The organism is Streptomyces sp. RKAG290 (assembly GCF_023701695.1).
Lineage (GTDB): Bacteria > Actinomycetota > Actinomycetes > Streptomycetales > Streptomycetaceae > Streptomyces.
On record NZ_JAJOZC010000001.1, the window covers coordinates 3,584,520 to 3,606,970 of the forward strand.

The window sequence follows — 22,451 nt, forward strand, 5'->3', positions numbered from 1 at the left end:
CCCCCTGAGGGCATCAGCGTACTCAGCCGGAACGACAACACCGCCACCCGGAAGTTTCTCCAAGTGGCGGTGCGTGCAGGGAAGTCGGGCGTGGCTAGAACGCGGCCTCGTCCAGCTCCATCAGGGAGTTGTCGACGGACTCGGCGAGCGCGCGCTCGGCGCCGACGCCCGGCAGGATGTTCGCGGCGAAGAACTTCGCGGCGGCGATCTTGCCCCGGTAGAAGGCGGCGTCCTTGGCGGAGGCGGTCGGCAGCTTCTCGGCAGCCACGGCCGCGCCCCTGAGCAGCAGGTAACCGACGACGACATCGCCGGAGGCGAGCAGCAGGCGGGTGGTGTTCAGGCCCACCTTGTAGATGTTCTTCACGTCCTCGCCGGTCGCGGTGAGGTCGGTGATCATCGTGCCGACGATCGCCTCCAGGTCCACGGCCGCCTTGGCGAGCGAGTCCAGCGCGCCGGACAGCTCGTCGTTGCCCTGGGCGCCCGCGAGGAACTTCTTGATCTCCTCGGAGAGCGTGTTGAGCGAGGCGCCCTGGTCGCGGACGATCTTCCGGAAGAAGAAGTCCTGGCCCTGGATGGCCGTCGTGCCCTCGTACAGCGTGTCGATCTTGGCGTCACGGATGTACTGCTCGATCGGGTACTCCTGGAGGTACCCGGAGCCGCCGAACGTCTGGAGCGACTGCGCCAGCTGCTCGTACGACTTCTCCGAGCCGTAGCCCTTCACGATCGGGAGCAGCAGGTCGTTGAGGCCGTGCAGCGCCTTCGCGTCCTCGCCCGCGGCCTCCTTCTCCTGGATCGCGTCCTGGACGGAGGCGGTGTACAGGACGAGGGAGCGCATGCCCTCGGCGTAGGCCTTCTGCGTCATGAGCGAGCGGCGTACGTCGGGGTGGTGCGTGATGGTGACCTTGGGGGCCGTCTTGTCCATGAACTGCGACAGGTCGGTGCCCTGGACGCGCTCCTTGGCGTACTCCAGCGCGTTCAGGTAGCCGGTGGAGAGGGCGGCGATGGCCTTCGTGCCGACCATCATGCGGGCGAACTCGATGATGCGGAACATCTGGCGGATGCCGTCGTGCTTGTCACCGATCAGCCAGCCCTTGGCGGGGTGCTGGTCGCCGAACGTCATCTCGCAGGTGTTGGACGCCTTGAGGCCCATCTTGTGCTCGACGTTCGTCGCGTAGACGCCGTTGCGCTCGGCCAGCTCGCCGGTGGTCCAGTCGAAGTGGAACTTCGGGACCATGAAGAGCGACAGGCCCTTGGTGCCGGGTCCGGCGCCCTCGGGCGGGCCAGCACGTAGTGAAGGATGTTCTCGGACATGTCGTGCTCGCCCGAGGTGATGAAGCGCTTCACGCCCTCGATGTGCCAGGAGCCGTCCGCCTGCTCGACGGCCTTCGTGCGGCCCGCGCCGACGTCGGAACCGGCGTCCGGCTCGGTCAGCACCATCGTCGAGCCCCACTGCTTCTCGACGGCGATCTCGGCGATCTTCTTCTGCGCCTCGTTGCCCTCCTCGAAGAGGATGCCGGCGAAGGCCGGGCCCGAGGAGTACATCCACACGGCCGGGTTGGCACCGAGCAGCAGCTCCGCGTAACCCCAGATCAGGGAGCGCGGGGAGGTGGTGCCGCCGATCTCCTCGGGAACGCCCAGGCGCCAGTACTCGGAGTCCATGAAGGCCTGGTAGGACTTCTTGAAGGTGTCGGGGACCGGTGCGGTGTTGGTCTCCGGGTCGAAGACCGGGGGGTTGCGGTCGGCGTCGGCGTAGGAGTCGGCGAGCTCGTTCTCCGCGAGGCGGGCGACCTCGTCGAGGATGGTCTTCGCGGTCTCGACGTCCATCTCCGCGAACGGTCCGGTGCCGTACAGCTTGTCGCGCCCGAGGACCTCGAAGAGGTTGAACTCGATGTCGCGGAGATTCGACTTGTAGTGCCCCATGGGAAGGCTCCGTAATCAATAGCAGTGGCGCGCAGCGCCCCGTGGAGGGGTGAGGATCGGGCGACGGGCTGTGGCGGAAAACCGGTCTGCCGCGCCGTCCGGGACCTGGCCGGGCCCAGACGTATCAGCTGACCTCTCCGATGATGCTACCCGTCAGTAATAAGACGCAACCCTCAAGGCACAGATGTGTCCGATTACTCTTTGCCTCATGTACGGCTACGACCAGAATCAGGGCGCACAGCAGCCGATGGGTGGCGGCTACGGCGAGCAGCCGCTGTATCCCGAACCCTCGCCGCCCTCGCTGGGCGACGCGGTACGGGCCTTCACGACCGGCTCGCTGGCCGCCGAGGACTTCCAGCAGATCTTCGCGACGTCGAAGGTCTACTGCCCGCGTGGCGACAATCCGGGCTTTCTCGCGCTGCACAACACCCAGCAGCCGGTGATCCCGATGTTCACCACGCTCAAGGAGCTCCGGCTCTACGCCGGCAAGGAGTCCAAGTACTTCGTGATCACCGGGGCCGAGGTGATCGACCTGCTGCCCACCGGCTACGGATTCGTCCTGGATATGGAGGGCGAGCACCGGATGGTCTTCGACGCCAAGGCTGTCGAGCAGATGGTCGACTTCGCGATGCGCCGTATGTACGGCTGACCGCCGACCCCCCCGGAAAGGGGCCCGTACCGCGCGGCGGTACGGGCCCCTTCCTGCTGCTTCGGCCGGAGCGGGAATGGAAGCCGCCTTGCAGGATGTTCACCATTCAACTAAATTGAATCGCAGAAGACTCCCCGGAGGTGGCTCCCATGCCCGCAGTGACCGTCGAAAACCCGCTGACCCTGCCCAAGGTCGCCGCCTCGGGCGATGCAGCGGCCCGTCCCGTGCTCGCCGTGACCACGGCGCCCAGCGGGTTCGAGGGCGAGGGATTCCCGGTGCGCCGCGCCTTCGCGGGAATCAACTACAAGTACCTCGACCCGTTCATCATGATGGACCAGATGGGAGAGGTGGAGTACGCGGCCGGAGAGCCGAAGGGCACCCCCTGGCACCCGCACCGCGGCTTCGAGACCGTCACCTACCTGATCGACGGCACCTTCGTGCACCAGGACTCCAACGGCGGCGGCGGCACCATCCGCAACGGCGACACCCAGTGGATGACGGCCGGATCCGGGCTGCTCCACATCGAGGCGCCGCCGGAGTCGCTCGTCATGTCGGGCGGCCTCTTCCACGGCCTCCAGCTCTGGGTGAACCTGCCGAAGGCCGACAAGATGATGGCCCCGCGCTACCAGGACATCCGCGGCGGCCAGGTCCAGCTGCTCGCCTCCCCGGACGGCGGCGCGCTCCTGCGGGTGATCGCGGGCGAGCTCGACGGCCACGACGGCCCGGGTATCACCCACACCCCCATCACGATGATCCACGCCACCGTGCGCCCCGGCGCCGAGGTGACCCTGCCGTGGCGCGAGGACTTCAACGGCCTCGCGTACGTGCTGGCCGGCCGCGGCACCGTGGGCGAGGAGCGCCGCCCCGTCCACATGGGCCAGACCGCCGTCTTCGGCGAAGGCTCCTCGCTGACCGTCCGCGCCGACGAGCAGCAGGACGGCAACACCCCGGACCTGGAGGTCGTCCTCCTCGGCGGCCGTCCCATCCGGGAGCCGATGGCGCACTACGGGCCGTTCGTGATGAACAGCCAGGCCGAACTGAAGCAGGCCTTCGAGGACTTCCAGGCCGGCCGCCTCGGCACCGTGCCCGCCGTCCACGGAATGTGAGCCGCGCAGCCGCCGTATGACGGTCCGTCACTCGTACGGCGGCGCGAGCGGGGACACCCCCCGCTCCGCGTGATCGGGTGGGAGGGTGCAGACCCAGAAGCTCCTCCTGCCCGTCGGTGCACGGCGCACCGCCGCCTGGTGCGGTGTCGTCCTGCTGGTGGCCGCTGTCGCCGCCGTCGCCATCTGGTTGTGCATCATCCTCAAGACCGCCCTCACCCCCGTGCTGCTCGCGCTGCTCGGTACGGCGCTGCTCGGTCCGGTGCACCGCCGGCTGACCGCGCACCGGGTGAACCGCTCGGTGGCCGCCGGGCTGACCTGCGCGCTGCTCGTCGCGGTGGTCGGCGGCGCCGGCTACATCGTCGTCACCGCGCTCATCGACACCGGCGACCAGATCGTCCAGTCGCTGAAGGACGCAGGCCAGTGGGTCGCCGACCACTTCGGGGTCGAGGGCAGTACGAACGTGGACGACCTGGCCACCAACGCGAAGAAGCTCGTCGAGAAGTTCGGTGCGAGCGCCGCGGGCGGCCTGCTGTCCGGCCTCAGCCTGGTCGGCACGCTCATCGCCACGAGCGTGCTCGCGCTCCTGCTGACCTTCTTCTTCCTGCGCGACTCCGACCGGGCCGTGCACCTCGCGCACACCGTCGCCCCGCGCGGCACCGGGGATCTGGTCGAGGCGATGGGCCGGCGGGCGTTCGAGGCCGTCGAGGGCTTCATGCGCGGCACGACCTTCATCGCGCTCATCGACGCACTCTGCATCACGGCCGGCCTGCTGATCCTGCGCGTGCCCGGCGCGGTGGGGCTCGGCGCACTGGTCCTGGTCGGCGCCTACATCCCGTACCTTGGTGCCTTCATCTCCGGAGCCGTCGCGGTACTGGTGGCGCTCGCCGACCGGGGGCTGGTGATCGCGCTCTGGGCGCTCGGCGTCGTCCTGGCCGTCCAGGTGCTGGAGGGCCACATCCTGCAGCCGATGATCCAGAGCCGGACGGTCCAGATGCACCCCGCCACGATCCTGATCGCGCTGACGGCGGGCGCGAGCGTGGCGGGCCTGCTCGGGATGCTGCTCGCGGTCCCGGCGTGCGCGGCGGCGTTCGGCATCATCGGCGAACTGCGCAAGGGCCACCTGCCCCCGGCGCACCTGCAGTCCGGGACGGACCCCACTCCGGACACACCCCCACCGGGCCCCTCCGACGGGTGAGGGGGGAACCCGCACGCATCACGCCGCACGCATCACGCCGCAGCCATCACGCTGTACGCGCCAGGCAGCACGGCCCCGGCCCCTGCTACGGCTCCGGCTCCGGTTCGGAGACCGGCTCCGGCTCCGGTTCCGCCCCTGTCAGCTCCACGGGCTCCGCCGACTCGTACAGCTCGAACCAGATCGACTTCCCCGCCCCTCGCGGATCCACCCCCCACGCGTCGGCGAGCATCTCCATCAGCACCAGCCCCCGCCCGCTGGACGCCATCTCTCCGGGCCGCCGCTTGTGCGGCAGCTCGTCGCTGCCGTCGGCCACCTCCACCCGCAGCCGCCGCTGCCCTTGCTCCCCGGTGGCCGTCGCGACGATCAGCGCGTCGCCGTCCGTGTGGACCAGCACGTTCGTCGCCATCTCGGAGATCATCAGCACGGCCGAGTCGACCTGCTCCGGATCCGCCCAGTCGTGCAGCAGCTCGCGCACCTGCTGCCGGGCCGCCGCGATCCGCTCCGGTTCGGCCTGGGCGATGGTCAGCGCGGTCCGCCGCGGCGCCGTGTGCCGGGTCGTGGAGCCCTCGCGGCGCAGCAGCAGCACCGCGATGTCGTCCTCGCGCCGGTCCGCGAGCGGGCCCGTCGTGTAGTGCGAGGGCGGCCCGTGCACGGCCTCCACCAGCGCGTCCGCGAGCTTCTCCAGGTCGCTCGTGTGCCGCTCCAGGATGGGCCGGAGCCGGACCCAGCCGGTGGCCATGTCGTGTCCGCCGGTCTCGATCAGCCCGTCCGTGCAGAGCATGATCGTTTCTCCGGCCTCCAGCACGACCCGGGTCGTCGGGTAGTCCGCGTCCGACTCGATGCCCAGCGGGAGCCCGCCCGCGGTCTGCCGGATGACCGCGGTCCCGTCGGCGGTCATCACCACGGGGTCCGGGTGGCCGGCCCGTGCGATGTCGAAGGTGCCGGTCTCCGGATCCACCTCCGCGTACAGGCAGGTCGCGAAGCGTGCCTCCGCCTGCTCCCCGTCCGCGTGGGCGTCGGCGAGCCCGGCGAGGAAGCGCGAGGCCCGCGAGAGCACCGCGTCCGGGCGGTGCCCCTCGGAGGCGTACGCGCGCAGGGCGATCCGCAGCTGGCCCATCAGCCCCGCGGCCCGCACGTCGTGGCCCTGGACGTCACCGATGACGAGGGCGATGCGGCCGGTGGGGAGCGGAATCATGTCGTACCAGTCGCCGCCGACCTGGAGCCCGCCCCCGGTCGGGACGTAGCGCGCGGCCACCGTCATCCCCGGGACGCTGGGCCCCAGGGACGGCATCATCGAGCGCTGCAGCCCCAGCGACAGCTCCCGCTCGGTCTCGGCGATCCCGGCCCGGGCGAGCGCCTGCGCGAGCATCCGGGCCACGGTCGTCAGGACGGACCGTTCGTCCGGCGAGAACGACACCGGATGCCGGAACCCGGCCATCCACGCGCCCATCGTGTGCCCCGCCACGATCAGCGGCAGGAAGGCCCAGGAGCGGCGCCCGAACCGCCGGGCCAGCGGCCAGGTTGCCGGGAAGCGGAAGCGGTAGTCCTCCGGGGTGGGCAGATAGATCGCGCGCCCCGTCCGCGCGACTTCGGCGGCCGGGTAGTCGGTGTCCAGGGGCATGTCGGTGAACGGGCCCTCGTCGCCCAGGTTGTGACCGTGCTGCCCGACGATCGTCAGCCGCTCGCCCTCGATGCCGAAGACCGCCAGGCCGTCCGGCGAGAATCCGGGCATGGAGAGCGAGTAGGCGACCCGCAGCACCTCCGCCGTCGACCGGGCCTCGGCCAGCGCCCGCCCCGCGTCCAGCAGGAACGCCTCCCGGGAACGCCGCCAGTCGCCGGTGATCGGGGTGTGCGCGCCGGCGGTGCCCGGCTGCGGCTCGGCGACCTCCTGGAGGGTGCCGACCAGCACGTAGTCCACGTTGCTGCCCTGCGCGGGCGGCAGCGGCTTGGAACGGCTCCGCACGGTACGCAGGACCCGCCCGTGCTCGTCCACGATCCGCAGCCGGGCCTCGGCCAGCGTGCCCTCGGCGACGGCCAGGTTGATCACCCCGTAGATCTCGTTCCAGTCGACGGGGTGGAAGCGGGAGCGCACCTGCGACTCACGGAAGACACCCGGCTCGGCGGGCAGCTCCAGCAGCCGGGCGGCCTCCGCGTCGAGGGTGACCGTCCCGGCTCCGTTGTCCCAGCGCCAAAGACCGGTCGCGGTCGCGGCCAGAACATCCTCGGTGCGCATTGCCCCACTTTAGGAAGATGTGCGGTCCAAACGCCACCGAGGCGTCCGGCCCCGGGGCCCACCGGCGATCTTGATGCGGACAATGGCAATGAAACGGTCCGGTCGCGGGCGGTAGCCTGGGGTGGCTGTATTTGCCTCCCACCGCGAAGACTGGATGAACGACGATGCATCGGTACAGGTCCCACACCTGCGGCGAGCTCCGCGCCTCTGACGTCGGCACCGACGTCCGGCTGAGCGGCTGGCTGCACAATCGCCGAGACCTGGGTGGCATCCTCTTCATCGATCTGCGCGACCACTACGGTCTGGTGCAGCTCGTCGCCCGCCCCGGCACCCCCGGCAACGACGCCCTGGCGAAGCTCACCAAGGAGACCGTCGTACGGATCGACGGCAAGGTGTCCGCCCGCGGCGCCGACAACGTCAACCCGGAGCTCCCGACCGGCGAGATCGAGATCGAGGTCACCGCGGTCGAGGTGCTCGGCGAGGCCGCCCCGCTGCCCTTCACGATCAACGCCGAGGACGGGGTCAACGAGGAGCGGCGCCTGGAGTACCGCTTCCTCGACCTGCGCCGTGAGCGCATGCACCGCAACATCATGCTGCGCTCCTCCGTCATCGCCGCGATCCGCGCCAAGATGGTGGCCCTCGGCTTCAACGAGATGGCGACGCCGATCCTCACCGCGACCTCCCCCGAGGGCGCCCGTGACTTCGTCGTCCCGTCCCGGCTGAACCCGGGCAAGTTCTACGCGCTGCCGCAGGCGCCGCAGCAGTTCAAGCAGCTGCTGATGATCTCCGGCTTCGACCGCTACTTCCAGATCGCGCCGTGCTTCCGCGACGAGGACGCCCGCGCCGACCGGTCGCCCGGCGAGTTCTACCAGCTCGACGTCGAGATGTCCTTCGTCGAGCAGGAAGACGTCTTCCGCCCGATCGAGAAGCTGATGACCGAGCTCTTCGAGGAGTTCGGCAACGGCCGCCACGTCACCTCGCCCTTCCCGCGCATCCCGTTCCGCGAGTCGATGCTGAAGTACGGCAACGACAAGCCGGACCTGCGCGCCAAGCTGGAGCTCGTCGACATCTCCGACGTCTTCGCCGACTCGGAGTTCAAGGCCTTCGCCGGCAAGCACGTCCGCGCCCTCCCGGTGCCGGACACTGCGGGCCAGTCCCGGAAGTTCTTCGACGGCCTCGGCGACTACGCCGTCGAGCACGGCGCCAAGGGCCTCGCCTGGGTCCGCGTCGGCGAGGACGGCAAGCTGGCGGGACCGATCGCCAAGTTCCTCACCGAGACGGACGTCAAGACGCTCACCGAGCGCCTCGCCCTCGTCCCCGGCCACGCCGTGTTCTTCGGCGCCGGCGAGTTCGACGAGGTCTCCAAGATCATGTCGGTCGTCCGCGTCGAGGCCGCCAAGCGGGCCGGTCAGTTCGAGGACGGCGTCTTCCGGTTCTGCTGGATCGTCGACTTCCCGATGTACGAGAAGGACGAGGAGACCGGGAAGATCGACTTCTCGCACAACCCCTTCTCGATGCCTCAGGGCGGCCTGCAGGACCTTGAGGAGAAGGACCCGCTGGACATCCTCGCCTGGCAGTACGACATCGTCTGCAACGGCATCGAGCTGTCCTCCGGCGCCATCCGTAACCACGAGCCCGAGCTGATGCTCAAGGCCTTCGAGATCGCCGGTTACGACCGCGAGACCGTCGAGCACGAGTTCGCGGGCATGCTGCGCGCCTTCCGTCTCGGCGCCCCGCCGCACGGTGGCATCGCCCCGGGTGTCGACCGCATCGTGATGCTGCTGGCCGACGAGCCCAACATCCGCGAGACGATCGCCTTCCCGCTGAACGGCAACGCCCAGGACCTGATGATGGGTGCCCCCACGGTGCTGGACGAGACCCGGCTGCGTGAGCTGAACATCCAGCTCCGCAAGCCGGCCGCGCCCGCGAAGGACGCCGCCGAGAAGTAGGGGAACCCGAACACCGGGTTTCACGTGAAACAGCCCCTGGCCACCGGCCAGGGGCTGTTTCACGTCCCGGCCGGGGTCCGGGCCCCGGCCCCGGCGGCGACGCCCGCTCCTGGCGCCTCGTGCGATGCGCTGACGAATGGCTGCGCGCATACAAGTACATGAATCACCTGAACGGGTACAGCCGGATGGCCCCGGCTCCGGATTGGCCGGGCCCGGCTGCGGCAAAGACTGCCTGGGCCGACATCGGCGCAGCGGACTCCAGGCCGTGTCCGCAAAGCCCCGCGGCTTCGCCATCGACTGCTGAGGAGCTCCTCCGTGCCCGTGCCTCGTTCGCGCGTTCCTCTGCGCCTTCCGTACGTCGTCTGTGCCGTCCTGGTCCTGCTGCTGACCGGGTGCGGCGCCGGCGCCATCATGGGCATGGGCGGCAGCGGTGCTCTCCCGAAGGCCGCGGGCGCCACCGGTGTTCCCGGGCCGCCCGGGGCCGCCGCGGTGGCGGCCTCCCCGTCGTCGTCGGCCGCCGCCGTCGTGCGCCCCAGACCGTCGCCCACCCCACCGCGGGAGATCCCGGCACTGGGCCCGCAGACCCGGGCGGCGATCCCGCCCGGCACCCGCCAGGCGTTCGTCGTCACCGGCGAGTCGGCGGACTCCAACCGGTCCACCGCCGTGCTCTACACCCGGGATGGCCCCGCCGCGGACTGGCTGCCGGCCATGGCCCCCTGGCCGGCCCACAACGCCCTGAACGGCTGGACGGACGAGCACTGGGAGGGTGATCTCCGCTCACCCGTCGGCGTCTACACGCTGACCGCGGCGGGCGGCCGGCTCGACCCCCCGGCCACGGCCTTCCCGTACGACCTGAGCCCGGACTTCAGGGTGGAGGGCGAGGGCTTCTACGGGGAGCCGCTGGAGGGTTCGTTCGACTACGTCATCGCCATCGACTACAACCGCGTCCCCGGCACCTCGCCGCTCGACCACACCCGCCCGCTCGGCGCGGAACGCGGGGGCGGCATCTGGATCCACGTCGACCACGGCGGCCCCACGCAGGGCTGCGTCTCGGTCACCGAGGACCGGATGAAGGAGCTGCTGACCCTGCTCGACCCGGTGAAGGACCCCGTCGTCGTGATGGGGGACGCGGCCTCGCTGAGCCGCTGAAAGCGGCCGCGCGCCCGGTTCGTGGCCCGTAATCTGAGGACTGCCCGACCGGTTCTTGAAGAGGCAGGCGTGAGCGTGGTCGACGAGAGTGTGCTGACCCAGGAGATCTTCGAGGATCTGGCCCGTCATGCCATACGCGCGGAAGAAGCGCTGCGTCTGGAGTTCGTGAACGGGAAACTGGGGGTCAAGGCTGTGCCGGACGGGGATCACGGGCGGATCATCGAGTGGCTCACCCGCCAGTGCATGCAAGCCGACCCCGGCCTCTGGCTCTACGCAGAACAGGGTCTGCGGATCGAGACGTACCGGAAGGGAAATGCGCGGCCTGACGGGGCGCTCGCCAGGAGTGGTGCGTTCGTCGGCCAGGGGGAATGGGCAGACCCCGCTGCCGTCCTCATGCTTGTGGAAGTCACCTCGTACGACCAGGACACCGACCTCCGGGACCGGGTCGAGAAGCCGCGTGCGTACGCGGAGACCGGCATCCCCGTCTACCTGCTCATCGACCGCGGGACCTGCGAGGTCAAGGTGCACTCACAGCCCGACGGGGTGCGCTACGAAACGGTGGTGACGGTCCCGTTCGGCAAGACGGTCCGGCTGCCCGACCCGGTCGGCATCGAGCTGGACACCGAGCCGCTCAAGAACTGGGTGCGCTGACCGGAGACGGAGCAGGCCGCCGGAGTACGAGAGAGGGGCGGGGCCGCAGTGCGGTCCCGCCCCTCCCCTTACGCACATCCGGTTACGCGGGCTTCTCCTCCAGGCGGGGGAACAGCACCGCGCCCTTCGTCACCGTCGTACCCGCCGGCAGCAGGCCCCAGGTGTCCGCGTCCTGCACGCGCTGGTCGGACAGCGCGCCCAGGGACTCCCCGGCGCCCAGGGACTCCCACAGCTTCTGCGAGGTGTCCGGCATCACCGGGTTCAACAGGACCGCGACCCCGCGCAGGGCGTCGGAGGCCGTGTACAGGATCGTCGCGAGGCGGGCCTTGCCCTCCGGCGACTCGTCCTTGGCGACCTTCCACGGCTCCTGCTCCGTGATGTAGCCGTTGATCTGCTTCACGAAGTCGAAGATCGCCAGGATGCCGCCCTGGAAGTCCAGCTCCTCGCCGATCTTCAGGTCGGCCGTGGCGACGGCCTGCGCGAGACCCTGCCGGACCGCCTGCTCGGCCTCGCCCGCGGCCGTGGCCTCGGGGAGCGTACCGCCGTAGTACTTGCCGACCATGGCCGCGAGGCGCGAGGCCAGGTTGCCGTAGTCGTTGGCGAGCTCCGAGGTGTAGCGGGCGGTGAAGTCCTCCCAGGAGAACGAACCGTCGCTGCCGAAGGCGATGGCCCGCAGGAAGTACCAGCGGTAGGCGTCCACACCGAAGTGCGAGGTCAGGTCCTGCGGCTTGATGCCCGTCAGGTTCGACTTCGACATCTTCTCGCCGCCGACCATCAGCCAGCCGTTGGCCGCGACCCGGCCCGGCACCGGCAGACCCTGCGCCATCAGCATCGCGGGCCAGATCACCGCGTGGAAGCGCAGGATGTCCTTGCCGACCAGGTGCACATTGGCGGGGAAGGTCGAGTCGAACTTCTCCTGGTTGGCCCCGTAGCCGACCGCCGTCGCGTAGTTGAGCAGCGCGTCGACCCACACGTAGATGACGTGCTTCTCGTCCCACGGCACCGGGACGCCCCAGTCGAAGGTCGAGCGCGAGATCGACAGGTCCTGAAGCCCCTGCTTCACGAAGTTGACGACCTCGTTGCGGGCCGACTCGGGCTGGATGAAGCCGGGGTTGGCCGCGTAGAACTCCAGCAGCTTCGGGCCGTACTCGCTGAGCTTGAAGAAGTAGTTCTCCTCCTTGAGGATCTCCACCGGCTTCTTGTGGATCGGGCACAGTTTCGTGCCGTCCTCCGCCTCGATGAGGTCGCCGGGGAGCTTGTACTCCTCGCAGCCCACGCAGTACGGGCCCTCGTACCCGCCCTTGTAGATCTCGTCCTTGTCGTACAGGTCCTGCACGAACTCCTGCACACGGTCCGTGTGCCGCTTCTCCGTCGTACGGATGAAGTCGTCGTTCGCGATGTCGAGGTGCTCCCAGAGGGGCTTCCAGGCCTCCTCGACGAGCTTGTCGCACCACTCCTGGGGTGTGACGTCGTTCGCCTCCGCCGTACGCATGATCTTCTGACCGTGCTCGTCCGTGCCGGTGAGGTACCACACCTTCTCGCCGCGCTGGCGGTGCCAGCGGGTGAGCACGTCGCCTGCGACGGTCGTGTAGGCGTGGCCCAGGTGAGGAGCGTCGTTGACGTAGTAAATGGGGGTCGAGACGTAGAAACTCTTCACGCCGTCGCCCCCCTGCTTCTCTGATCCAGTGGCCGCCATGGTCGAAATCCTAACGGTCCGTGGGAGGTCCACTCGCACCGATAAACCCGGGCACGGGCGGGGAGCGCTCCGCGGAGAGCGACCTGGGCGCCGACGACTACCTGGGCAAGCCGTTCGAGTTCCCCGAGCTGGTGTCCCGGGTACGCGCGCTGCGGCGGCGCAGCGCCCGGCCGGTACGGCCGCAGCTGGAGCGGTACGGCACCCTGCTCGACACCGTGCGGCGCTCCGCGACCCGGGACGGGCGCGAGCTGGACCTCTCGCCGAGCGTTCACCGTGCTCCAGCTGCTGGAGGCCGACGGCGGAAACGTCAGCGCGGCCTCTGCGTTCCATAGCGGTGGCGTACGGCGGTACGGTCACGGCGGTGCCGGGCCCGGAGGGCGGGCTCGCCGTGACCGTACGCCTGCCGGTGGATCAGGCGCCGGTGCCGTCCCAGGCGGCCAGCGCGGCGACCACCTCGCGGTAGAACACGGCGTCCGCGACCGCGCGCGGGGCGCGGCCCGAGTGGAAGAAGCCGGCGTTCGGGGCGTCCAGCTTCCGCAGGAAGTCGAAGCCCTTCGACTCCTCGTCACCGAACGCGACGAACTGGAAGAACAGCGGCAGCCGTGCCGCGTCCGCCAGTGCCTGGCGGGCGGCCTGCTTGGCGTCCGGCGGGCCGTCCGTCTGGAAGATCACCACTGCCGGGCCGGTGGCCTCGGACTTCTCGTAGTGCGCGACGACCTCTTCGACGGCGCGGTGGTAGTTCGTCCGGCCGAGCCGGCCGAGGCCCGCGTTCAGCTCGTCGATCCGGCCCTCGTGGCCCGACAGCTCGACCGTGCCGGTGCCGTCGATGTCGGTGGAGAAGAAGACGACCTGCACGGTGGCGCTCTCGTCCAGGTGCGCGGCGAGGGCGACGGCGCGGTCGCCCAGGTGCTGGGCGCTGCCGTCCTTGTAGAACGGCCGCATGGAGCCGGAACGGTCCAGGACCAGATAGACGGTGGCCCGCAGACCGGTCAGCCCGTTGGCCTTGAGCGCGGCCTGGGCGGCCTTGTACGGGACGACGAGCTCCGGCGCGCGGGACCTGACCCGGGCGAGCGGGAGCGCGGGCTTGCCGTCGGCGGCGGCCGCGGGGGCTGCGCTGGTTGCGGGAGCCGCGGTGGTCGCGTCGGCCACGGGCTCCGGGGCGGGTACGGGCTCCGGGGCGGGGAGGGGCTCCGGGGTGGCCACGGGCTCGACCGCGGGTGCCGGTGCGGGCTTGACCGCGGCGGCCGGTTCGGGCGCGGGGATCGGCTCGGGCGCGGTCACGGTGGCCGGCTCGGGCGCGGCGGCCGGCTCGGGCGCGGTCGCGGTGGCCGGCTCGGGCTCGGCGGCCGGCTCGGGCGCGGTCGCGGTGGCCGGCTCGGGCTCCGGGTTCACGTCGATGGTGATCGGCGCGGCGGCGGGCACGGGCTCGGCCTCGGCGGCGGCCGGCTCGGGCGTGGCGGGGGTCTCGGCCGACGGCTCGGCCGGGGCTGCGGTCGGAGCCTCGACAGGCTCCGTCACCAGTGCCTCCGCGCCGGTTTCCGGCTCTGCCGCTTCCGGCTTAGCCTCCGCGGCCTTGCTCCGGGGGCCGGAGCCCTGCGACGGAACCGTGGGGGTGGCCTTGGGGGCGGCGGCCTTGTCGAAGGCGGCCGCGACCAGGTCCGTCGCCAGTTCGGCGTCGCCCTTGGCGGACCGGGACGTGGCCGAACGGGGTGAGGCCGGGGCCGGTACCGATGCCTTGGCGGGCGGGGCCGGTTCGGGCGCCGTCTCGGCCTGCGCAGCCGGTTCGTCCACCGCCACCGACTCCGACTCCGTGGGCCGGGTGCGCTCGCCCTGGGGCGGGACCGTGGCCGTCGTCAGCTCGTTCTGCTCCGTGCCGTCACGGCCGAACACCTTGCGCAGCAAGCTCCGAATGCCCATGGGCGTGGCCTTTCGCATGAGTTGGGTGCGATGAATGTCCGTACTGCGGGAATTGATCCCTGGCCAGGGCGGATACGTAAGGTTAGCGGCCGGATCCGGCCGTTCGCTGGCGCGGCCCGCCTGTGGGACAACCGAGCCGAAACCGAGCCCGGACCGAGTCCTGCCACTGTGCTGTGGTCGTCCTATGTACGTCATTCATATGTGTTCCCGCAGTGCCGAGTTGCCGGGTTGACGTGTGCGGCCGGTGCGGTCTGATCAGCGGTCAGGATGGCTTATGGGTGCTTCGGCCGGTTCTTCGCGCATCCGGAGCATTAGAGTCGGACGCATGGTTTCCGGTGAGGCGCCGCAGGCGGAGGGCAGCGTTCGGGTCGACGTCTGGATCTGGTCGGTCCGGCTGACGAAGACCCGTGCGCAGGCTGCCGCCGCCTGCCGCGCGGGACATGTGAAGGTCGCCGGTGAGCGCGCCAAGCCCGCCCAGGCGTTGCACGTCGGCGACGAGGTACGGCTCCGGCACGCGGGCCGGGACCGGGTCGTGGTCGTGTCGAAGATCGTGAAGAAGCGGGTCGGTCCGCCGGTGGCGGCGGAGTGCTTCGTCGACAACAGCCCGCCTCCGCCGCCGCGTGAGGCCGCGATCCAGGTCCCGGTGCGGGATCGGGGGGCGGGGCGGCCGACGAAGCGGGATCGGCGCGAGATGGACCGGTTGCGGGGGGAAGGGCCGCCTGCGGAGTGAGCGGGGGCGTTCCGGGGGTGCCCGGGGCCGTCCGGGGGCCGTTCTGTCCTCAATCGCCGGACGGGCTTTGCAGGTGCCCTCAATCGCCGGGCGGGCTCGGACGATGCCCTCAATCGCCGGGCGGGCTTGAGTTGGCCTGGGGATGTGAAGGGGTGCGTTCGGGGGAGGCGATTGCTCGCGCTGCTGCCACCTCTTGGCGCAGCGGAGCCAGCACGCCCTCCTCGTCGCCCGGGAGTTCGGTGCGCACCTCCACCAGGACCTTGCTCGCCCTTATGCCTTCCGCGAGTTCGCGCAGCTGGCGCTGCACCTCGGCCACCTCTGCCGGTTCAGGTTCCGGGGCGCCGTGGTTGACGCGGACCCGGGCCGCCGTCGTGGCGTCCACGATGCGTTCCACCGCGACGACCAGCGGCCACCAGGCGGCGGCGCGCGGGCCGGTCGGGGGCGGCTCCGTCAGGGCGCGCTGGAATTCGGAGCGTACGGACGACAGGTCGCGGTAGATGCGGCGCCGGGTCCGTACCCGTTCCGCCCGGTCGCCGGCGGCCTCCGGCTCGAAGGCGTACGCCACGTAGTCCGCGATGTCCGCCACCGCGTCGGCCAGCCGGTGGCCGATCCGGGTGTGCCAGCTCTCCGGCCACAGCAGATAACCGGCCACCAGCACGATGCCGCAGCCGATCAGGCTGTCCAGGAAGCGCGGCCAGACCAGGTGCACGCCCTGGTGGTTCAGCAGGTGGGACAGCAGCAGGATGACCGGGGTGATGGCCGCGGTCTGGAAGGCGTACCCCTTCGCCGTGAGCGCCGGGATCAACGCGGCGAGCAGCATCATCACCGGCACGTCCCACCAGCCGAGCGGCACCTCCGCCAGCACCGGCGCCGCGATGACGAGCCCCGCCGCCGTGCCCACCGAACGCAGCACGGCGCGGGAGAACACCGAGCCGAAGTCGGGCTTGAGCACGAAGGTGACGGTCAGCGCCACCCAGTAGGAGCGCGGCACGTCGATCAGTGAGGTCAGCGACTGGGCGAGACCGATGCACAGCGCGAGGCGCAGCCCGTACTGCCAGGAGGACCCGGAGAGCAGGACGTTGCGGGCGGCGCGCCGGATGCGTACCCCGAGAGCGGCGGGGCGTCCGAGCCGGTCGTCGACGTTGTAGGGGTCGGGGTCGGCCTTGTGGACGACCACGGCGGCGTGCCGCAGGGCGCTGTCCACGGCCCGGGTCGAGGGCGAGTCCGGTGCGGGCAGAGAGGGTTCACCGCCGCCGGTACGGCTCTCCTCGATGTCATCGGCCAGCCGCCGCACCGCCGCCGGGATCTCGGGAGGCAGCGGACGCCGCCGCAGGTGCACCGCGGGCGCCGCCTCGACCAGCGGGATGACGACGTTGAGCTGGGACAGCATCCGCACCATCGTCCCGCTGCGGCCGTGGTAGCGGGCGCGGCGGGCGAGGATCAGGTCGTAGGAGGTGTTGAGGGACTGGGTGACGGCCTGTCGCTTCTCCTCGTACGCGTCGGTGCCGGCGGCGGCGAGCAGGTCGGCGACGGTGCAGTACGTCTCCGCGACGGAGACCCGCTCCGGCAGTTTCCGCCGGAACGGCCAGGCCAGCAGCGTCAGGACGAGGACGAACAGGCCGCCCAGCGTCAGCAGCAGCGGCGGCACCCACCAGGGGTTCGGCATCGGAAGCCCGGCGCCCACCACCGAGTTGAGCAGGAGCAGCAGCCCCGACACGGAGGCCACGGCGCCGATCGTGGACATCATCCCGGAGACGAGTCCGACGACCGTGAGCACGGCGACGGCGCCCCAGCCGGTCCCGAACACGAGCGTGCCGATCATGATGCCGAGCGCGCCGAAGAGCTGCGGCACGGCGATGTTGAGGATGCGCATCCGGTACGCGTCGGCGGTGTCGCCGATCACGCCGGAGAGCGCGCCCATGGAGACGAGCGCCCCGTACGCCGGCCGGTCGAAGGCGAATCCGGCGGCGAGCGGCGCGGCCAGGGCCACGCAGGCGCGGGCGACGGCCGCCCAGGGGATGGGGGCGGACTGGGGGCGCAGGCCGTACCGGAGCCAGACGGGTGGCATCCCCCGCCGCGGCCCCCCGGCGGGCGTGCTGCCCCGGCCCGCGCCGGGGACGGGCCCGGTGGTGCCTGTCTGCTCCGCGTCCGGCCGCGTGATGCCGCCTTGTCCCCCACCCGGCCCGGTGATGCTGCCCTGGCCCGTGCCGGGCCCGGTGGTGCCGGTCTGTTCCGCGTCGGGCCCGGTGCCGGCCAAGGCGTCCCCCTCCGGTGCTCGACGGTCAGTTGCGGTATCCCTCGACCTCGTCGGCCGGGCGGACGCGTGCCTGTGACGGGTCCTCCCCGAACTCGCTCAGCGCGCGACGCTGCCGCAGCAGGTCCCAGCACTGGTCGAGCCGGACCTCCACCGTACGCAGTCGTGTCCTCTCCTCGGCGGACAGGCCCGGTTCCTGGCCGTTGCGGTCGCGCAGGGCGCGTTCCTCCGCGACCAGTCCGTCGATGCCGCCGATGATGTCCCGCTCCTGCTCGTCCATGACGTCTCCTGTTCAGCGGTGTCCGTGGTCAGCGGTGTCCGTGGTTGCGCAGCACGATGACCGTCTTGCCGCGTGCCCCGCCGGTCCGGTTGCGGTCCAGGGCCTCCGGGGCCTTCTCCAGCGGGAGTTCGATGTCGATGGGTACCCGCAGCACCCCGTCCGCCGCGCCCGCCGCCAGGATGTCCAGCAGGACGGGCGTCGGATCGAGCCGGAAGTCGATGCCCCGGACACCCGCGGGGAGCGACGCCCCGGCCGCGACGCCTCGGGTGCTGAGCGCGATGCCGCCGGGGCGGACCGTCGCGGCGTGCGCGGCGAAGGTCTCCGGATCGGCGGAGGCCAGGTCGGCGAGCGCGTCGATGCCGTCCGGGCAGGCGGCCCGCAGCGCGTCCGACGCCGGTCCGTCCGTGGTGTCGATCGTGACGGCGGCCCCCAACGACCCCATCCGGGACCGCTCGTCGCCGCGCACCGCGGCGATCACGCGCACGTCCCGCGCCTTGGCGAGCTGGGTCAGGCAGCTGCCGACCCCGCCCGCCGCCCCGATGACCAGCAGGCTCTCGTGGCCGCGGAGCACCGCGGCCTCCAGGATCTGCGCGGCCGCCATCCCGGCGGTCGGTATCGCGGCCGCGAACCGGCCGTCGAGGCCGAGCGGGACGAGTGCGATGGCGGAGTCCTGCGGTACGCAGACGTAGTCGCAGTACGTCCCGGCACCGACCGGCGGGCCGCCGGCCCGGCCGAAGACCTTGTCGCCGACCCGGAAGCGGTTGTCGCCGCCGCCGATCATGTCCACCCGGCCCGCGAAGTCCGCGCCGACGACCAGCGGGAAGACGTGCGGGACCTGTCCGTCCAGGGACCCGTCCGCCGTCTGCCAGTCGTACGGGTTGAGCGAGGCGTACTCGACCCTCACCCGCACCTCACCGGCGGCCGGCTCCGGCTTGGGGACCTCGACCAGTGCGGGACCGGCCCGGAATGCGCTGACGGCGATCGCTCGCATGACGAAGACCTCCCAGTCGCCCCCGGCAGTGCACGGGAACCACTCTTCCCCGGCCCGTGCGCGCCCGCACGTCGGCGCCCGCGGGGGCCGGGCGCTCACCGGCCGCCCTGCAGTTCCAGGTCGACGAGCAGCGCGCGGTGGTCGGTGGCGGGCAGCCGCAGGAAACGGACGGCGCGCACCGAGAAGTCGTCGCTGACCAGCACGTGGTCGATCTGGGTGCGCAGCGGGGTGGTGCGGTCGGCGGGCCAGGAGTACGTACGGGAGGCGCCGGCCAGGCGGGCGCTGTCGTGGAGGCCGCCCGCGTCCAGGACGGCCCGGAACGCCGCATGGTCCTGGGAGGCGTTGAAGTCGCCCGCCACGACGGTGCGCTCCGCGCGGGCAGCGGCGGCGAGGTCGCGGATCCGGCCCAGTTCGCGGCGCCAGGTGCCGACGCCGCCCGGGACCGGCGGCATGGGGTGCGCGAGCTGCAGCCGGACCGCCCTGCCCGCCACCCGGGCGACCGACCCCGGCATCGCCATCTCGCCGTCGATCCGGCCCGCCGGGCGCAGCGGGAACCTGCTGAGGATCGCGGAGCCGAGCGAACCGTCGAGGCGGACGACGTCGCGGTACGGGTAGGAGGCGGCCGGGACCCGGGCGGCGAGGGCGTCCGCGCAGCCGAGGTCGCACTCCTGGACGAAGACCACATCGGGCCGTTCGCGGCGGACCGTGGCGATGAGCGCGTCCGTCGCCGCGCCGAACTCCACGTTGGAGGTGAGGACGCGCAGCCGGGCCACCACCGCACCGTGCGCGCCCGTGGCGCCGGGACCGTACGGGCGCACGAACCACACCGTCAGCGCCAGTGCGACCGCCGCCCACACCAGGCCGCCGCGCCACCGGGCCAGCGCGGCGAGTCCGAGGCCCGCGGCACCGGGCAGCAGCAGCCAGGGCAGGAAGGCCAGGGCTTGCGGGACAGGGGTCACGCCGTCGGCTCCGACGGCTCGGAAGCCGAGCACCAGGCTCACCCCGGCGAGCAGGAGCGCGGCCGCGCAGAGCGCTGTGCGCCCGCAGGGCGGGCCGGACGGGCCCGTACGGCGGAGCGGGAGCGTCATGCCCCGGACGGTACGGGCAGTACCCGCTGGGCCCAGATCCGCGCCGCGACCGCGCACACCGCAAGGGCCAGGCCCGTGCCGAAGACGATCCACACCGTGGTGCGCAGGGATGCCGTCAGCGCGTCGTACACCGCGGCCGCCCCGTCCTTCTCGTTGCCCGGCACCTCGGCCAGCACCCGGTTGCGGGCGTACGCCAGCGCCCCGCGCAGCACCAGCGCGCCGATCGCGAAGCCGGCCCCGGCGACGGCGGTGGCGGAGAGCGCGGCCAGTGCGGAGCCCCGGCGGCCGGGCCCGCCGCGCACCCACGCCAGGACCACGGCCAGCAGTGCGAGGACCAGCGTGCCGACCGCCGGCCACACACCGGCTGCCCGCAGCCACCGGAAGCTCTGGCGCAGCTGGTCCGCACGGTCGGCGGAGATGATCTGGATGTCGGTGTGCTGGACCGGGATCTGGTCGGCGAACGGCACCCCGTTGTCCACCAGGTTCTGTTTCACCTTGTCCGTCACCGGCGCCAGATCGATGGTGACGGACTCGCCGCTTTGACCGTCCAGCGCGGCGGTGACGGCCTCGTGAGCGGTGCGGTTGGCGGCGTTCCATGCGGCCTGGAAGGCATCGGTGGTGGTGAACGACTGCACCGCCTGGTGCAGGAAGTCGCGGACGGTGTCCTGGAGCGGGCCGACGTCGATCTGCTTCATCGCCTCGTCGGTGATCAGGTCGGCCACGGTGTTCCGCACGTCGGGGTCGGAGGCGAGCGGCGCCACCGCGGCGACGTAGCGGTCCGTGTCGTCGATCTCCAGATCGACCCAGGCGGAGAGCGCGCTCAGCGGCACCAGGACGGCGAGCAGCACCAGCAGTACCGCCGAGAGTGCCGTCGAGAAGTAGGTCCGCACCCCACCAGGGAATCCCGGATGGCAGCGGGGCGCCCGGGCCGTGAGCCATTCGAGTTGCCGGGCGGCGCGACCAGGTGTGCTCTGGAGGAAAGAGGGGGCGACGGAAGGAGCTCTCCGCCATGGCCGCACACGCTTCGGTGCCGGCACGCGGAACGCGCGCGCGTGCCCAGCACCACTCCGCCCTCAGCTGGGCCCTGCCCGTCACGCTCGGCGTGATCCTCGGCTGGTACGCGACGTCCATCGTCCGGGGCGGCGGCGTGCTCACCGGCACGCAGCTCGCCCTCGGACTCGTCTCCGGCGCCGTGCTCGCCGCGCTCTGCTTCGGCCTGGGCCGGATGCAGAAGAGCCTGCCGCACGAGCTCCGGGCGGCCGCCTACGGTGCGCTGTTCGGCGGCTCGATCGGATTCCTGTACAGCCTGTCAGGCAAGAGCGTGCTCGCGGCATCGGTGCTGGGCCTGCTGACCGGGGCGGCCATGCTGCTCGCCGCGTACTACACCTTCCACACCCGGGAGAACTGAGCGCCCCGCGCATCCCTCCGTGAGCGATCCTTGACCTTCTCCGCGGGGGAAGGCCAAGGATCGGCGTGCCGGGCGAGTACCGCCCGGTATGAGGAGGCACGAGGGTGACGGACGACGGGCAGGGGCGGCCGCCCGCGGCGGAGCTGGTGACGATCGGGGCGTTCGCCCGGCTGTCCCGGCTGTCCGCCAAGGCGTTGCGCCGTTACGACGAGCTGGGCCTGCTGAAGCCCGTCCTGGTCGACCCGGTGAACGGCTACCGGTACTACGACCCGGCGCAGGCACGGACGGCGAGGCTGGTTGCCTGGCTCCGCCGGATCGGGATGCCGCTCGCCCGGATCACGGAGGTGATCGCGCTGGACCCCGGCGCGGCCGCCGCTGCGATCCGGGTCTACTGGGCGCGGATCGAGGCCGAGACGGCGGCCCGGCGGGACCTCGCGGTCTTCCTCATCGACCAGCTGTCGACGGAGGAAGCAATGGCTCAGGTGGGAACACTCGGAATCCGGTACGCGGCGGGCACCGACATCGGTGCGGTGCGGGAGACCAACCAGGACGCGGTCTACGCCGGGTCCCGGCTGCTCGCGGTGGCCGACGGGTTCGGTGAGGGCGGTGCGGGGGCGAGCGCGGCGGCGATCGACGCGCTCCGCAGGCCGCCGGCGCCGGGAGCGGCACCGGCCGCGGAGCTGCTGAACACCCTGCACGACGTGGCAGAGGAAGCGGCACGGGCGGTGCGGGACGCGCTCGCGGGGACCGGGGTGCCCGCCGAGTCGGGGACCACGCTGACCGCGATGGTGTGGACGGGCTCGCAGCTGGGTCTCGTGCACATCGGAGACTCGCGGGCGTATCTGCTGCGCGGGGGTGAGCTGTTCCGGATCACGCACGACCACAGCCTGGTCCAGTCGATGATCGACGACGGCTCGCTCACCGAGGAGGAGGCGTTCTCGCACCCGCAGCGGGCGATGCTGCTCAAGGTGCTTTCGGGCGGCGATCCGCAGGGCTCAGGACCCGACCTGTGCGTGCGGGACGCGCTGCCCGGGGACCGCTATCTGCTCTGCTCGGACGGTCTCTCGGCGGTCGTCGAGGGCACGGCGCTGGCCCGCGTGCTCGCCGCGGCGGACGGCCCCGGCACGGCCGTCCGGGAGCTCGTCGCGCTGGCCGGTGCGGCGGGCGCCCCCGACAACGTGGCCTGTGCGGTGGCGGACGTCGTGGCGCTGTGACGGCACGGGGCGGGCCCGCGC

Annotated in this window: 17 protein-coding genes and 2 pseudogenes; 10 read left to right on the forward strand and 9 right to left on the reverse strand. The window is 71.6% G+C overall.

The features are described 5' to 3' along the window. Positions 1-94: 94 nt before the first annotated feature. A pseudogene (locus tag LNW71_RS15610) lies at positions 95-1,920 on the reverse strand (acyl-CoA dehydrogenase). Between the two features lie 208 nt (positions 1,921-2,128). Here LNW71_RS15610 and LNW71_RS15615 point away from each other — a divergent pair. From LNW71_RS15615 to LNW71_RS15625, 3 genes are all read left to right on the forward strand, one after another. Continuing rightward, complete coding sequence (locus LNW71_RS15615) at positions 2,129-2,569, forward strand: SseB family protein (RefSeq protein ID WP_018522179.1); 441 nt, start codon at positions 2,129-2,131, stop codon at positions 2,567-2,569. Between the two features lie 149 nt (positions 2,570-2,718). Beyond that, positions 2,719-3,675, forward strand: coding sequence for a pirin family protein (locus LNW71_RS15620; protein ID WP_250968782.1), 957 nt, complete (start codon positions 2,719-2,721; stop codon positions 3,673-3,675). Positions 3,676-3,760: 85 nt separating this feature from the next. Further along, positions 3,761-4,870: an AI-2E family transporter gene (locus LNW71_RS15625; RefSeq protein ID WP_250968783.1), complete on the forward strand. Its 1,110-nt coding sequence runs from the start codon at positions 3,761-3,763 to the stop codon at positions 4,868-4,870. Between the two features lie 85 nt (positions 4,871-4,955). On the opposite strand, the gene LNW71_RS15630 is transcribed toward LNW71_RS15625, so the two are convergent. Beyond that, complete coding sequence (locus LNW71_RS15630; protein WP_250968784.1) at positions 4,956-7,103, reverse strand: SpoIIE family protein phosphatase; 2,148 nt, start codon at positions 7,101-7,103, stop codon at positions 4,956-4,958. Between the two features lie 164 nt (positions 7,104-7,267). Here LNW71_RS15630 and aspS point away from each other — a divergent pair, with 164 nt between their 5' ends. The 3 genes from aspS (at position 7,268) to LNW71_RS15645 (ending at position 10,852) form a co-directional block, all read left to right on the forward strand. Further along, a complete protein-coding gene (gene aspS, locus LNW71_RS15635; protein ID WP_250968785.1) occupies positions 7,268-9,052 on the forward strand; it encodes an aspartate--tRNA ligase in 1,785 nt (594 codons plus the stop codon). Between the two features lie 315 nt (positions 9,053-9,367). Continuing rightward, the gene (locus LNW71_RS15640; RefSeq protein ID WP_250968786.1) at positions 9,368-10,201 is read left to right on the forward strand and encodes a L,D-transpeptidase family protein; all 834 of its coding nucleotides are present in this window, start codon (positions 9,368-9,370) and stop codon (positions 10,199-10,201) included. 69 nt (positions 10,202-10,270) lie between these two features. Further along, positions 10,271-10,852, forward strand: a complete 582-nt coding sequence (locus LNW71_RS15645) for a Uma2 family endonuclease (protein ID WP_374119418.1) — start codon at positions 10,271-10,273, stop codon at positions 10,850-10,852. Between the two features lie 82 nt (positions 10,853-10,934). Here the strand turns inward: LNW71_RS15645 and metG are convergent, their stop codons facing one another. Then, positions 10,935-12,548 (reverse strand): methionine--tRNA ligase, encoded by a 1,614-nt coding sequence (metG, locus tag LNW71_RS15650; RefSeq protein ID WP_250968787.1) that lies wholly within the window; start codon positions 12,546-12,548, stop codon positions 10,935-10,937. A 71-nt stretch (positions 12,549-12,619) separates the two neighbouring features. Between metG and LNW71_RS15655 the strand changes: the two are divergent. Then, positions 12,620-12,863, forward strand: a pseudogene (locus LNW71_RS15655) (response regulator transcription factor); the annotation flags it as partial. A gap of 96 nt (positions 12,864-12,959) precedes the next feature. On the opposite strand, the gene LNW71_RS15665 reads toward LNW71_RS15655, so the two are convergent. Further along, positions 12,960-14,465, reverse strand: coding sequence for a VWA domain-containing protein (locus LNW71_RS15665; protein ID WP_250968788.1), 1,506 nt, complete (start codon positions 14,463-14,465; stop codon positions 12,960-12,962). Positions 14,466-14,790: 325 nt separating this feature from the next. Between LNW71_RS15665 and LNW71_RS15670 the strand changes: the two genes are divergently transcribed. Next, a complete protein-coding gene (locus tag LNW71_RS15670; protein WP_250968789.1) occupies positions 14,791-15,195 on the forward strand; it encodes an RNA-binding S4 domain-containing protein in 405 nt (134 codons plus the stop codon). Positions 15,196-15,304: 109 nt separating this feature from the next. On the opposite strand, the gene LNW71_RS15675 is transcribed toward LNW71_RS15670, so the two are convergent. The 5 genes from LNW71_RS15675 to LNW71_RS15695 all read right to left on the reverse strand — a co-directional run bounded on the left by LNW71_RS15675 (position 15,305) and on the right by LNW71_RS15695 (position 20,698). Then, the gene (locus tag LNW71_RS15675; RefSeq protein WP_250972024.1) at positions 15,305-17,263 is read right to left on the reverse strand and encodes an FUSC family protein; all 1,959 of its coding nucleotides are present in this window, start codon (positions 17,261-17,263) and stop codon (positions 15,305-15,307) included. 214 nt (positions 17,264-17,477) lie between these two features. Beyond that, positions 17,478-17,729, reverse strand: a complete 252-nt coding sequence (locus LNW71_RS15680) for a DUF2630 family protein (RefSeq protein WP_250968790.1) — start codon at positions 17,727-17,729, stop codon at positions 17,478-17,480. A 28-nt stretch (positions 17,730-17,757) separates the two neighbouring features. Beyond that, the gene (locus LNW71_RS15685; RefSeq protein ID WP_250968791.1) at positions 17,758-18,720 is read right to left on the reverse strand and encodes an NADP-dependent oxidoreductase; all 963 of its coding nucleotides are present in this window, start codon (positions 18,718-18,720) and stop codon (positions 17,758-17,760) included. 95 nt (positions 18,721-18,815) lie between these two features. Then, complete coding sequence (locus LNW71_RS15690) at positions 18,816-19,808, reverse strand: endonuclease/exonuclease/phosphatase family protein (RefSeq protein ID WP_250968792.1); 993 nt, start codon at positions 19,806-19,808, stop codon at positions 18,816-18,818. Further along, on the reverse strand, positions 19,805-20,698 hold the full coding sequence (locus tag LNW71_RS15695) for a hypothetical protein (RefSeq protein WP_250968793.1): 894 nt from the start codon (positions 20,696-20,698) through the stop codon (positions 19,805-19,807). Before LNW71_RS15695 ends, LNW71_RS15690 begins: the two co-directional genes overlap by 4 nt. Before the next feature lie 119 nt (positions 20,699-20,817). On the opposite strand from LNW71_RS15695, the gene LNW71_RS15700 reads away from it, so the two are divergent. Both LNW71_RS15700 and LNW71_RS15705 read left to right on the forward strand, forming a co-directional pair. Next, complete coding sequence (locus tag LNW71_RS15700; RefSeq protein WP_250968794.1) at positions 20,818-21,216, forward strand: hypothetical protein; 399 nt, start codon at positions 20,818-20,820, stop codon at positions 21,214-21,216. A gap of 104 nt (positions 21,217-21,320) precedes the next feature. Continuing rightward, positions 21,321-22,430 (forward strand): MerR family transcriptional regulator, encoded by a 1,110-nt coding sequence (locus LNW71_RS15705; protein WP_250968795.1) that lies wholly within the window; start codon positions 21,321-21,323, stop codon positions 22,428-22,430. Positions 22,431-22,451: the final 21 nt, after the last annotated feature.

Bases quoted from the DNA above. Each gene is read 5' to 3' on its own strand.
- LNW71_RS15680 (WP_250968790.1), bottom strand. From the start codon at position 17,729: ATGGACGAGCAGGAGCGGGACATCATCGGCGGCATCGACGGACTGGTC.
- LNW71_RS15615 (WP_018522179.1), top strand. From the start codon at position 2,129: ATGTACGGCTACGACCAGAATCAGGGCGCACAGCAGCCGATGGGTGGC.
- LNW71_RS15700 (WP_250968794.1), top strand. From the start codon at position 20,818: ATGGCCGCACACGCTTCGGTGCCGGCACGCGGAACGCGCGCGCGTGCC.
- metG (WP_250968787.1), bottom strand. From the start codon at position 12,548: ATGGCGGCCACTGGATCAGAGAAGCAGGGGGGCGACGGCGTGAAGAGT.
- LNW71_RS15665 (WP_250968788.1), bottom strand. From the start codon at position 14,465: ATGGGCATTCGGAGCTTGCTGCGCAAGGTGTTCGGCCGTGACGGCACG.
- LNW71_RS15670 (WP_250968789.1), top strand. From the start codon at position 14,791: ATGGTTTCCGGTGAGGCGCCGCAGGCGGAGGGCAGCGTTCGGGTCGAC.
- LNW71_RS15690 (WP_250968792.1), bottom strand. From the start codon at position 19,808: ATGACGCTCCCGCTCCGCCGTACGGGCCCGTCCGGCCCGCCCTGCGGG.
- aspS (WP_250968785.1), top strand. From the start codon at position 7,268: ATGCATCGGTACAGGTCCCACACCTGCGGCGAGCTCCGCGCCTCTGAC.
- LNW71_RS15685 (WP_250968791.1), bottom strand. From the start codon at position 18,720: ATGCGAGCGATCGCCGTCAGCGCATTCCGGGCCGGTCCCGCACTGGTC.
- LNW71_RS15630 (WP_250968784.1), bottom strand. From the start codon at position 7,103: ATGCGCACCGAGGATGTTCTGGCCGCGACCGCGACCGGTCTTTGGCGC.
- LNW71_RS15620 (WP_250968782.1), top strand. From the start codon at position 2,719: ATGCCCGCAGTGACCGTCGAAAACCCGCTGACCCTGCCCAAGGTCGCC.
- LNW71_RS15675 (WP_250972024.1), bottom strand. From the start codon at position 17,263: ATGCCACCCGTCTGGCTCCGGTACGGCCTGCGCCCCCAGTCCGCCCCC.